The sequence below is a fragment of the Mycobacterium sp. genome, from assembly GCF_049281135.1.
GTDB lineage: Bacteria > Actinomycetota > Actinomycetes > Mycobacteriales > Mycobacteriaceae > Mycobacterium.
In genome coordinates, this window is record NZ_JBAPRN010000624.1 from 1 (window position 1) to 11,476 (window position 11,476).

Genomic DNA, 11,476 nt, shown 5'->3' on the forward strand with positions numbered 1-11,476 from the left:
CCGCGTAACTCGGCGCGGCACCGCTCGGCTGCGATGCACCGCAGCGGGATCGACCAACACCGCACCAGCGAGCAACTCCAGTCACCGCGCGCCCGTGCGCCGGTGCATCATCCGACGCGTCAGCTGACCCGCGATCCACAGCACCGGCCCGCCAAATCCATCGCACTTGATGATGACGAATACCACGAGATATCAGGGCAATTCGCCGGAATCGAGATGATCGAATTCGCCCTGGAACGTCAGCGCGCTCGACGCATGGTGCTGATCTGGATAGCGATCGTCTTGTCGATCACCGGCATGGTGGCCGCCGCGGCCTGGACCGTCGGCAGCAACATCAGCGGTCTGCTCTAGTCGCGCAACATCTCCGCGACCAGGAACGCCAGCTCCAGCGACTGCTGGGTGTTCAGCCTTGGATCGCAAGCGGTTTCGTAGCGTCCACCCAGATCGGTGTCCGAAATGTCTTGAGCTCCACCGAGACACTCGGTGACGTTCTCTCCGGTGATCTCGACGTGGATGCCGCCAGGATAGGTGTCCAGCGCCCGGTGCACCTCGAAGAAGCCCTGCACCTCGTCGACGATCCGGTCGAAGTGCCGGGTCTTGTAGCCGGTCGACGACTCGTGGGTGTTGCCGTGCATGGGGTCGCACTGCCAGATCACCTGATGGCCGGTCGCCTGCACCTTCTCGATGATCGGCGGCAGCAGGTCACGAACCTTGTTGTTGCCCATCCGGCTCACCAGCGTCAACCGGCCCGGCTTGTTGTGCGGGTCGAGGCGCTCGACGTATTCGACGGCCTGCTCCGGGGTGGTCGTGGGCCCGATTTTGACGCCGATCGGGTTGGCGATCACCTCCGCGAAGGCGATGTGCGCGCCGTCGAGATGCCGGGTGCGGTCCCCGATCCACAGGTAGTGCGCCGACAGGTCGTACAGCTGCGGCTCACCATCGTCGGCATCGAACAGTCGCAGCATCGCGCGCTCGTAGTCGAGCACCAAAGCCTCATGGCTGGCGTAGATTTCGGCGGTTTGCAGGTTGCGGTCGGCCACCCCGCAGGCGCTCATGAACTTGAGCCCGCGGTCGATCTCGGAGGCCAGCGCCTCGTAACGCGCGCCGGCCGGCGAGGTGCGGACGAACTCGCGATTCCAGTCGTGCACCAAATGCAGCGACGCCAGCCCGGACGAGGTCAATGCGCGAACCAGGTTCATCGCCGCACCGGCGTTGGCGTAGGCCCGCACCAGCCGCGACGGGTCATGCTCGCGCGCCGCGGCGTCTGGCTCGAAACCGTTGATCATGTCGCCGCGGTAGGAACGCAGGCCCAGCGCATCGAGGTCGGCCGACCGGGGCTTGGCGTACTGCCCCGCGATGCGGGCCACTTTGAGCACCGGCACGCTGGCGCCGTAGGTCAGCACCACCGCCATCTGCAGCAAGGTGCGGATATTGCCCTTGATGTGCGGCTCGGTGTTGTCCACGAACGTCTCCGCGCAGTCGCCGCCCTGCAGCATGAACGCCTCACCGCGGGCGACCTGGGCCAGCATCTCCTGCAGCCGCACGATTTCCGACGGCACCGTCACCGGCGGCACACTTTCCAGAACCTTGCGGATCGGTTCGACCTGCTCACGTGTCCAACTCGGCTGTTGTGCAGCGGGCTTGGCCAGCGCGGCGTCCAGCCGCGCACGCAGGTCCGCCGGCAGCGGAGGCAGCGACGGCAGCTGCTCGATCGGTACGTCAACGGTCCAGTTCACCCGTCCATGGTAACCGGGCGGCACACGCCCCCAATCACGCCGCGATCAGGGCCGATGCGGAAAGCCCGAGCTAGCGCCCGTCGCCGTCGGACATGATCACCTGGTGGCGCGTCCGCTGGTCGCGGGCGTCGACCAGCGCGTCGTGCACATTCGCCGACCGGCGCGGCAGCCGGGGGCTGCCACGGTCCTCCCAGAGCTGGCGCAGCTCATGGGTGAATCGCGGGATCGGCGGCGGCAGATGGGTCATCGGACCCCACAACTGGCACAGCGCGACGTGGTCGTAGGCACCGACCCAAGCCCACAGTTCGATCGGCTCAGCCCCGTCGATGTCGAAGAACGTCTCGAGATCGTCGCGGATCTGCGCGCGCGACCGCCACACCTGCGAGGCCGGCGACGGCAGCTTGGGCAGCACGTTCGCACGCACCCACTTGCCGGCTCGCTCCGGATTGAATTCGGTTGATACGGCATAGTATTCGCGGCCGTCCTCGGCGACCACCCCGATCGAGATCAGCTCGATGTTGTATCCGTCATCGATGAACTCGGTGTCGTAGAAATAGCGCACCGCCACCTCACCCGACGCCGGCGCCGCTGACGAACACGCTCGGCACCGACTCCGGCGGCGGCGCTGGATGCACTTCACGGTCCAGCGCCGCATCGACCAGGCGGTGCGAGGGCAGACGCGGGGTACCCGCGATCGCGTACTGCAGCCACAGCTTGGCGTGCACGACAGGCCGGCGCAGGGTCCGTTCGCGCTCCAGCGCGCGGCCCATCTTGTCCAGCCGGCGCAGGTAGAGGTAGCGGGCCCAGGGCGCCTGCGGGCGTGACAGCCTGATCGCCCCGATGAACAGCAGCGGGACGAAGAACATCCCGATCAGTCCGGTCCAAACCTTGCCCTTGAGCACAACCAGCACAGCCAGCGGCAACGTCAGCACCATCGCGAAGACCACAGCGGCCCGCAATACCGTCGAATGCGTGGTGTCCTGCCACAGGCTGATGAAGAACATCAGCGGGTGCAACCCCAGAACCAGGAGTCCACCCACCGCGACCGCGGCGAACACCGCGTCGACCGACGTCCGCCCGTCTTCCTCCCAGTAGACGTCGGACAGGTGCAGGATCAAGGCATACTCGTCGAGCACCAGCGCGGCGCCGATGCCGAAAACGATTGCGATCGCGGTGAATTCGGGCTCGGTCCCGTTGACGGACAACGCCACCAGCGTGATGCCGGAGATCATCACCATGACGACGCCGACCACCACGTGATGGACGTGCTTGGAGCCGATGTGGATGTTGCGTGGCTCCCACCACCGGGGCGGCCGGCCGGTGCTGTCGCGGCGGCGGATCAACCGCACGGAGGTGCGGGTCACGAAGAAGGTGAGGATAAAGGCGATCAGACAGCACAACAGGGGTAATCGACCGCGACCGATGATGTCGTGTTCGAACCAGTGGAGCACGCTTGAAAAGCTACGCTCCCTTCGGCCCGATGACCGTCCGCGACACCGACTAGCACGCCCGCACCGATTAAGCTGTCACCGACATGAGTAGATGGGGCTCGCCCGACGCGGGCAGTGGGCGCGGGCGGGTAGCCACGGCGCAGCCGAATATCTGGCGAAACGCCGGATGGGCGCTGCTTCAGGCGCTGGCGCTGGTCGCGCTGGGTTACGCCGGGTGGCGAGTGGTCGGAAGCACCACGTATCGCATCGATATCGACGTCTACCGGATGGGCGGCCAGGCCTGGCTGGACGGCCATCCGCTCTACAGCCCTGATGTGAAGTTCCACACGCCGATCGGGCTGAACCTGCCGTTCACCTATCCCCCGCTGGCCGCCGTCATCTTCGCCCCGTTCGCCTGGCTGGGCATGCCGGCCGCCAGCGTCACCATCACCCTGATCACGCTGGCGCTGCTGCTGGTCTCGACGATGATCGTCCTGACCCGGATGGACGTGTGGGAGACCAGCCGGTGGGTGCCCGGGCCGGCATGGTCGCGTCGCTGGTGGCTGACCGCCCTGATCGTGGCGTGGGCGACGCTCTACTGGGAGCCAATCGAGGCGAACTTCGCCTTCGGTCAGATCAACGTCGTTTTGATGACGCTCGTGATCGCCGAGTGTGTGCCGCGTCGCACGCCGTGGCCGAGGGGGCTGCTGCTGGGACTGGGCATCGTGCTCAAGCTCACTCCGGCGGTGTTCCTGCTGTACTTCCTGCTGAACCGGGACCGCCGCGCCGTCCTCACCTCGTTGGCGTCGGTCGTGACTGCGCTCGCGGCCGGGTTCGCGTTGGCCTGGCAGGACTCGTGGGAGTACTGGACTCACACCGTGCGCAACACCGATCGGATCGGATCGGCGAGCCTGAACACCAACCAGAACATCGCCGGAACGTTGGCTCGGCTGGGTCTCGACGAGCACCAACGATTCCTGCCATGGGTGCTGGCCTGTTTCCTGGTGCTGGCGCTGACGGTGTGGGCGGCGCGTCGAGCGTTGCGCGCCGGCGAGCCCGTCTTGGCGGTGATTTGCATTGCCCTGTTCGGGCTGGCGGTGTCGCCGGTTTCCTGGTCGCACCACTGGGTGTGGATGCTGGAGGCGGTATTGGTGACGGCCGTGCTGGCCTGGCGCCGGCGAAACGTCGTCATGGCTGTGGTCAGCGCCGCGGGAGTGGCGTTGATGGTGTGGACGCCGATCGATCTGATGCCCAAGCACCACGAGGTGACCGCGCCACTGTGGCGTCAGCTCGCCGGAGTGTCCTACCTGTGGTGGGCGCTGGCGACCCTGGTCGCCGCCGGAGCCACCATTTCGGTCGCCGCCGGAACCGCGCCCGCGGCTCGGCCGTCGACTGCGCCGGCGCCGGTGTCCGCAGTCAGCTGATCGCTTATCCGGCAGCCGTCTGCGGAATCCGAGACGACGATTGCTGGCCCGGCGCGGATCCGTTGTGGTTCTTGAGCGTCGCGGCGTAGATGTCGACGTATTCCTGATCGGAAAGCCCCATCAGCTCGTAGATCACCTCGTCGATGACGGCGCGTTCGATGAACCGGTTGCCCGCCAGACCGTCGAACCGGGAGAAGTCCATCGGCTTGCCGAACCGGACCGTGACCTTTCCGAACCGGAGCATCGAGGTTCCGGGCGGGTTCACCTTATCGGTGCCGATCATCGCCACCGGGATCACCGGGACGCCGGTCTCCAGCGCCAGGCGCGCCAGCCCGGTCTTGCCTTTGTAGAGCCGGCCGTCGGGCGAGCGAGTGCCTTCGGGATACATGCCGAGCAACTTGCCTTCGCCCAGAACCCGCTGGGCGGTGTCCAACGCGGCTTGAGCCGCGTCGGCGCTACTGCGGTCGATCGGCACCTGGCCGACGGCGGTGAAGAACCACCGGCTCCACCAGCCCTTGAAACCTTTTCCGGTGAAGTATTCCGACTTCGCCAGGAACGTGATCCGGCGCCGCACCACCAACGGCAGGTAGAAGCTGTCCATCACCGCCAGATGGTTGCTGGCCAAAATCGCCGGCCCGGACTGCGGGACATATTCCAGTCCTTCGATTTTTGGTCGGCCGAGGATGGCTAGCAATGGGCCGAGGAAGATGTACTTCAAAAGCCAGTACGCCATTGAGCCTCCTACTCAGCCGCGCCAACAGTGTTCAGCGCCAAGCCTACCGATCGAGGGTGTGTGGGACCACAGCACACGCACCACTTAACAAACACTTACGACTTACTCACGCCTTCGATACCGACTCGACAGCTGTCAGCAAATCGATTTCCTATTCGTCGACGGTGACGGAGATGGGCTGATAGCGAGTCGCCGGGCGGGAGTCGGCTGCAGCCTCGGGTTCCGCACCGCCGCCCGGCGGTCCGTCCGGCCGCGGCGGCGGCGTCTGATCGACTTGATCGACGATGGCCCGAATCACTGCCAGCAGCGAGACACTGTGCTCGGCGATGACGGTCAGCAGCGGATGTTCGTCCCCGCTGACCACCGCGGCCAACGCGCACACCGGGCACCACACCTGCTGGCATTTGCCGGTGCCTGCGCCGGCACCGATTGCCATCGACGCGGCCAATCGCACCGCGGGATCGATCTGGTCGAGGATTTTCTGCGCAAGCTTGCGTAATTCCGGTCCGATGTCGGGGTGCACGCCAGTCATCTGCGCCGCTCCTCGGTGCTTTCCCAGATCGCACTGCCCTGTCGATCGTCACCGGCGGTCACTTCGGCCACACCTCCGGATCGGGTTGAAAACGCACCGTCAATTCGCTGCCGCGAAGATGCGCGTCGATTACCGTGCAGCGCCGCAGAACGGACGCCAATCGGACTCTTCGCCGCATCCCACCGGCACCGACGATCAGGTCGTCACCGACCCTGCCCAGGCTGAGCGCCCCGGAATCGATCTGCGGCAACTCTAGCCGCAATCGGTACACCGACTGCAGCCCGGATCCGGATTCAAGATCGACGACGGGACGCAGCGGGCCGGGCGGCGCCGACCCGTCGCGGCGGCGTGCGCAGTCCAGCAGCTCGGCCAGCGCCTTGGCACCGATCGGCTCGCCGGCCAGATGCGGGGTGAGGACCAGCGCCACGTCGCCGATCGCGGCATCGAGTTCGTCCAACACGGTTCGCTGTTCGCTGATCCGCTCCGAGTACCAGTCGAAGGCCGGATGCGCCGGCAGGTTGCGGTATTCGTACGAATCGTCCTGCATCAGAATCTGGTTGACGATTAACTCCTCGACGCGCACCCCCATCAGCGCCAGCGAGCCCAGCGTGCGGACCGCCTCGGCCGCCACGACCCGCTCCGCGGTGAGCACCAGGTGCGCGCCGACGCGCGTGCCATCGGCCAGCAGCGCGCTGAGTTTGTCGACGCTGGCGCTGACGCGTTCCAGCAGTTCCACCACCGCGGAGGACCGCACGTCGTCGGCGCCGGTGGAGAGCCTGCGATGGCGTGGCCACGCGCGCTCGACGTACAGCGCGAAGGTCGCCGGCAAGGTCAGCATCCGCAGTGCATCGGCGGTCGATGCGCAGTCGACCACGATGTGGTCCCACTCCCCGCACTTTGCCAGCTCACCGACCTCATGCAGGCCGAGCACTTCCTGAACCCCTGGGAATGCCGAAAGTTCTTCGGGCGCAATGTCGCCCAGCTCCGATTCGGGGAAGCGGCGACCGAGTGTGTCGACCACCGTGCGCCAGCGCGCTTCCAGCAGCGCCAGAGTGTCCACCGCCAACGCGTCGAGCGAACCGCCGCCGGCGTCAGTCGACCCGGTTTCAAGATCGGCCATCACCCGTACGGCATCGCGTCGACCGGTCGGCGAGACCGCGACACCGAGCACATCGCCCAGCGAGTGCGCCTGGTCGGTCGACACCAGGAGCACCCGCTGACCGGCGCGCGCTTCATGCACGGCCGTCGCGGCCGCCAACGTGGACTTGCCTACCCCACCCTTGCCGACGAAAAGACTGATCCGGGCCGGGGCGGGCGCTGCGGACTCACTCAGCCTCGACTCGTTTCTTCAGATCCTTCAACGCGGTGTCGGTCAACCTGCGCTCGGCTTTCCGTTTGAGCAGACCAATCATCGGAATCGCCAGGTCGACCGTGAGCTCGTAGGTCACGTCAGTCCCAGATCCCTTGGGCGCCAACCGATATACGCCGTCGAGGGCCTTTAGCAGTGAACTGGAGACCAGCGACCAGCTCACCGACTTACGGTCCTTCGGCCACTTGTAGGACAGCACCAGAGTGTCTTTGAGGACGCTGGTGTCCAGCACCAGCCGCGCCACCTTCGGGTTGCCGGCGGAGTCTGCTTCCAGCACCTCGGCCTCGGTGTATTCCGACACCCAATCGGGATACGAGCCGATATCGGCGATCACGTCCATGACCGTGCTGGGCTTCGCGTCGATGTAGATCGTCTGGGCCGTCTTCTCCGCCACCTAATCGCTTCCTTCTCTGCGCAGCGCGGGTTGGACTCCCCGGCCCGCCGCTATGCCTGCGTCATCTGGGGCCCAACCTCGACCCACGGCAGAAACGGTACTCCCCGGCGAAGCTCAGCCCTGGTCAAGCATCGGAGAAACTCCGACCTGGCGGGAGCGTTCCAGCGTCATCTTTACTTCGAAGGCCATTTTCTTGCCCGCAACCCGACGCCGATGCGTGATTTTCGAGAGATTGAGCTTGGCCGGTTGCGAGGCCGCCACCCCGGACGGCTCCGCGTGCAGAAAGTAATGCAGCAGCACGCCGTCCAGCATCGGCTCCAGCCAGATCTCCATCGTGCCGGTCAGCGGCCCCGTTGCTGCCCACCGAACGCCCAGCGGTCCGCGCTCTTCGGTAACTTCCAGCCGCAGATCGGGCCACCATCGCCGCCAATTGGCCGGGTCACCTACGAAGGCCCCGACGCGCGCCGGATCGGCGGCGACAAACGTCTCGTCGGCAATCTGAACGCTGTGCACGGCCAATAGCTTCACATACAGCTGGCCGACCGGCGCACTACCCTCCGGGCTTGCATCGTCGCCGGACTAGGCTGGTTCCCCGCTTGGTCGGATTCACTGAAGCGAGGTCAGAAGAGTGCGTGAAATTACCGCGCCCGCCCCATTCACGGTTGACGAGCACGACAACATCGTTGCCGCGGTGTTCGAGCACGAGCGCAACGACCCCGACGCGGTGATCTTTCAGCGCCTGGTCAACGGGGCCTGGACCGATGTGACGTGTGCTGCTGCGGCAGCCCAAATCCGCTCCACCGCATTGGGTTTGATCGCAGACGGGGTGCAGCGCGGCGATCGGGTGGCCATCTTCTCGGCCACCCGCTACGAGTGGGCGATCCTCGATCAGGCCATCCTCGCGGTCGGCGGCGTCACCGTCCCGATCTACGAGACGTCGTCGGCCGAGCAGGTGCGCTGGGTGCTGACCGATTCGGGCGCGGTGATGGCCTTCGCCGAAACTGATGCCCACGCTTCGATGATCGCCGAACTGGCCGGCGAGCTGCCCGAACTGCGGCGCGTGCTGCAAATCGACGGATCGGGTCCCAAAGCGCTCGACGAACTCGAGCAGGAGGGCGCGTCGGTCGACCCGGCCGAGCTCACGGCACGGGTCGAGGCGCTGCACGCCGACGATCCGGCGACGTTGATCTACACCTCGGGCACCACCGGGCGGCCCAAGGGCTGCCAGCTGACCCATTCGAACCTGGTCTACGAGACCCGCGGAGCCAAGGCGGTGCTGCCGACACTGCTGCGCAAGGGTGAGCGGCTGCTGGTGTTCCTGCCGCTCGCGCATGTGCTCGCGCGGGCGCTGACGCTGTGCGCGTTCCACAACAAGGTCGTCGTCGGATTCACCAGTGACATCAAGAATTTGGTGCCGATGTTCGCGGTGTTCAAACCGACCGTCGTGGTGTCGGTGCCGCGGGTGTTCGAGAAGGTGTACAACACCGCCGCGCAGAATGCCGCCAACGACGGCAAGGGCCGCATCTTCGAGATCGCCGCCCAAACCGCCGTCGACTGGAGCGAGGCATCCGATAACGGCGGCGCGGGTCTGCTGCTACGGGCCAAGCACGCCCTGTTCGATCGGCTGGTGTATCACAAGCTCCGCGCGGCGCTGGGCGGCGACTGCAACGCGTCGGTATCCGGCGGGGGACCGCTGGGCGCGCGGCTGGGCCACTTCTATCGCGGCGTCGGCCTGACCATCTACGAGGGTTACGGCCTGACCGAGACCAGTGCGGCGATCACCGTCAACCAGATCGATGCGCTGAAGGTCGGTACGGTCGGAAAGTTATTGCCGGGCAACAGTATCCGCATTGCCGACGACGGCGAGCTGCTGCTACGCGGGGGTGTGGTGTTCGCCGGCTATTGGCACAATGATCAGGCCACCAGCGAGGCGTTCGAGGACGGCTGGTTCAAGACCGGCGACCTGGGCGCGGTCGACGAACAAGGATTTCTGACGATCACCGGTCGCAAGAAGGAAATCATCGTCACCGCTGGCGGAAAGAACGTTGCCCCAGCCGTTTTGGAAGATCAGTTGCGGGCGAACCCGCTGATCAGCCAGGCGATGGTGGTCGGCGACGCCAAGCCGTTCATTGGAGCGTTGATCACCATCGATCCCGAGGCGTTCGAAGGCTGGAAGCAACGCAACGGTAAGTCGGCCGACTCGTCGGTGGGCGATCTGGCCAACGACCCCGATCTGATCGCCGAGGTGGACCGCGCGGTCAAACAGGCCAATCTGTCCGTGTCGCATGCGGAGTCGATTCGCAAATTCCGCATTCTGCCCGTCGACTTCACCGAGGACACCGGCGAGCTGACCCCGACGATGAAGGTGAAGCGCAAGGTGGTTGCCGAGAAGTTCGCCGACGACATCGAGGCGATCTACCACAAGGACTAGCCGCTGAGCAGGCCGGACAGCCGCTGGGCCAGATCGTCCCAGCGCCACTGCGCGGTGGCCCACTCCCGGCCGGCGGCGCCCATCGCAGCGGCCCGATCCGGATCGGCCAGCAGCTCGCTGACCGCGTCGGTGATCAGCTGCACCGAGCGACCGTCGACCACGACCCCAGTCTGGTTGTGCCGCACGGTTTCCGGCGCGCCACCCGAGGATCCGGCGATCACCGGCACACCAGTGGCAGATGCTTCCAGGAAGACGATGCCCAGCCCTTCGACATCCAGCCCGGCACCGCGAGTCCGGCACGGCATGGCGAACACGTCGGCCATCGCGTGGTAAGCGGGGAGATCCGCCGACGGAACACCGCCGGTGAACGTGACGTGATCGCTGACACCGAAGCGCTCGGCCAGCCCGCGCAGCGTGTCCAGATACGGACCCCCGCCGGCGATGACCAGCGCGGCGCCGTCCACCCGCTGCCGGATCGCCGGCAGCGCCCGGATCAACATGTCCTGGCCTTTGCGCGGTACCAACCGGGACAGGCATAGCACCGTGGGCCGCTGGCCCAGACCGTAGCGGGCGCGCTGCTCGGCGCGGCTGACCGGATCGGGACGGAACCGCTCGGTGTCGACGCCGGGCGGCAAGTGTTCCAACCGGGCTCGCGGTCCGAACGCCGACGCGAAACGCCGTCGGGTGTATCGGCTGACAAACGTGACGACATCACTGTCCTCGCCGATGCGACGCAGCACCGACCGTGCCGCCGGAAGCATCGACCAGCCCACCTCGTGACCGTGGGTACTCGCCAGCACCCGGCTGGCGCCGGCTCGACGGGCGCGCTGAGCCAGCAGGGCCAGCGGCGCCGCGGCGCCGAACCATACGGTGTCGATGTCGTCTTCGGCGATCAGCCGCCGCATCCGCGAGTCGACGGTTGGTACGGGCAGCATCAGCGACCCGGGGTGTCGCACCACGCGATAGCCGGCGGTCTGCGCGTCGAAGACGTCGGCGTCCTTCCATTGCGGCGCGTACACCGTCAGGGTGTGCTCGCCGGTAGCGGCCAGCCGCGACACCAACTCGACCAGATACGACTGGATGCCGCCACGCCGAGGCGGAAAGTCGTTGGTTACCAGCAGGACCCGGGGCACCTACGAAGGCTAGCCTGATGGCTCCGGGTGTCGAAATCGGCGTTCAGCGCGTGGGCTGACGTGACAGCCACTGCTGCCAGTCGGCGAGTATCCCCGCCGGGTCGGCGCCGAGGACGTCGTGAACAGCATCGGGCAGATCGGCATGCCCGTCACCGCAGGCGGCCCGGTACAGGGCCCGCAGCGTCGGCGCTCCGCGGGTGTCGGCGACGAAAAGCGCGAACAACCAAGCCCGGTCGTAGGCCTGCGAGCGCTGCGGCCCCGGGGCGGCCAGGTCGGCGTCGGACGGCAGCGCGG

The 11,476-nt window shown here is 66.5% G+C and carries 11 protein-coding genes and 2 pseudogenes; 3 read left to right on the top strand and 10 right to left on the bottom strand.

The window, feature by feature from the left end:
• Nucleotides 1–351 (top strand): annotated as a pseudogene (locus WAN02_RS24555) (serine/threonine protein kinase); the annotation flags it as partial.
• Here the strand turns inward: WAN02_RS24555 and WAN02_RS24560 are convergent.
• The 3 genes from WAN02_RS24560 to WAN02_RS24570 form a co-directional block, all read right to left on the bottom strand.
• Entirely contained in the window at nucleotides 348–1,736 is a 1,389-nt protein-coding gene (locus WAN02_RS24560) for a class II 3-deoxy-7-phosphoheptulonate synthase (protein ID WP_422267278.1), read from the bottom strand. The pseudogene WAN02_RS24555 and the gene WAN02_RS24560 sit on opposite strands and share 4 nt — an antisense overlap.
• A gap of 70 nt (nucleotides 1,737–1,806) precedes the next feature.
• Nucleotides 1,807–2,298 (bottom strand): polyadenylate-specific 3'-exoribonuclease AS, encoded by a 492-nt coding sequence (locus WAN02_RS24565; RefSeq protein WP_422267294.1) that lies wholly within the window; start codon nucleotides 2,296–2,298, stop codon nucleotides 1,807–1,809.
• Nucleotides 2,299–2,305: 7 nt separating this feature from the next.
• Complete coding sequence (locus WAN02_RS24570) at nucleotides 2,306–3,187, bottom strand: hypothetical protein (RefSeq protein ID WP_422267280.1); 882 nt, start codon at nucleotides 3,185–3,187, stop codon at nucleotides 2,306–2,308.
• Between the two features lie 83 nt (nucleotides 3,188–3,270).
• On the opposite strand from WAN02_RS24570, the gene WAN02_RS24575 reads away from it, so the two are divergent.
• Complete coding sequence (locus WAN02_RS24575; protein WP_422267282.1) at nucleotides 3,271–4,590, top strand: glycosyltransferase 87 family protein; 1,320 nt, start codon at nucleotides 3,271–3,273, stop codon at nucleotides 4,588–4,590.
• A gap of 4 nt (nucleotides 4,591–4,594) precedes the next feature.
• Here WAN02_RS24575 and WAN02_RS24580 read toward each other — a convergent pair whose 3' ends face one another.
• The 5 genes from WAN02_RS24580 to WAN02_RS24600 form a co-directional block, all read right to left on the bottom strand.
• Nucleotides 4,595–5,323: a lysophospholipid acyltransferase family protein gene (locus WAN02_RS24580; protein WP_422267284.1), complete on the bottom strand. Its 729-nt coding sequence runs from the start codon at nucleotides 5,321–5,323 to the stop codon at nucleotides 4,595–4,597.
• Nucleotides 5,324–5,474: 151 nt separating this feature from the next.
• Complete coding sequence (locus WAN02_RS24585; RefSeq protein ID WP_422267286.1) at nucleotides 5,475–5,855, bottom strand: hypothetical protein; 381 nt, start codon at nucleotides 5,853–5,855, stop codon at nucleotides 5,475–5,477.
• A 58-nt stretch (nucleotides 5,856–5,913) separates the two neighbouring features.
• Complete coding sequence (locus WAN02_RS24590; RefSeq protein WP_422267296.1) at nucleotides 5,914–7,188, bottom strand: ArsA family ATPase; 1,275 nt, start codon at nucleotides 7,186–7,188, stop codon at nucleotides 5,914–5,916.
• Entirely contained in the window at nucleotides 7,181–7,618 is a 438-nt protein-coding gene (locus WAN02_RS24595) for an SRPBCC family protein (RefSeq protein WP_331513759.1), read from the bottom strand. The genes WAN02_RS24590 and WAN02_RS24595 overlap by 8 nt, the downstream gene beginning before the upstream one ends.
• A gap of 114 nt (nucleotides 7,619–7,732) precedes the next feature.
• Nucleotides 7,733–8,131, bottom strand: coding sequence for a polyketide cyclase / dehydrase and lipid transport (locus tag WAN02_RS24600; RefSeq protein WP_422267288.1), 399 nt, complete (start codon nucleotides 8,129–8,131; stop codon nucleotides 7,733–7,735).
• 115 nt (nucleotides 8,132–8,246) lie between these two features.
• Here WAN02_RS24600 and WAN02_RS24605 point away from each other — a divergent pair, with 115 nt between their 5' ends.
• Nucleotides 8,247–10,049 carry an AMP-dependent synthetase/ligase gene (locus WAN02_RS24605; protein WP_422267290.1) on the top strand — a complete coding sequence of 601 codons (1,803 nt, stop codon included), beginning with the start codon at nucleotides 8,247–8,249 and terminating at the stop codon, nucleotides 10,047–10,049.
• On the opposite strand, the gene WAN02_RS24610 is transcribed toward WAN02_RS24605, so the two are convergent.
• Together WAN02_RS24610 and WAN02_RS24615 are read right to left on the bottom strand one after the other, a co-directional pair.
• Nucleotides 10,046–11,182: a glycosyltransferase family 4 protein gene (locus tag WAN02_RS24610; protein WP_422267292.1), complete on the bottom strand. Its 1,137-nt coding sequence runs from the start codon at nucleotides 11,180–11,182 to the stop codon at nucleotides 10,046–10,048. The two genes, WAN02_RS24605 and WAN02_RS24610, sit on opposite strands and share 4 nt — an antisense overlap.
• 43 nt (nucleotides 11,183–11,225) lie before the next feature.
• A pseudogene (locus WAN02_RS24615) lies at nucleotides 11,226–11,476 on the bottom strand (hypothetical protein); the annotation flags it as partial.

Excerpts from the sequence above, each read along its gene's own strand:
- WAN02_RS24575 (WP_422267282.1), top strand. The coding sequence starts at position 3,271 with ATGAGTAGATGGGGCTCGCCCGACGCGGGCAGTGGGCGCGGGCGGGTA.
- WAN02_RS24580 (WP_422267284.1), bottom strand. The coding sequence starts at position 5,323 with ATGGCGTACTGGCTTTTGAAGTACATCTTCCTCGGCCCATTGCTAGCC.
- WAN02_RS24585 (WP_422267286.1), bottom strand. The coding sequence starts at position 5,855 with ATGACTGGCGTGCACCCCGACATCGGACCGGAATTACGCAAGCTTGCG.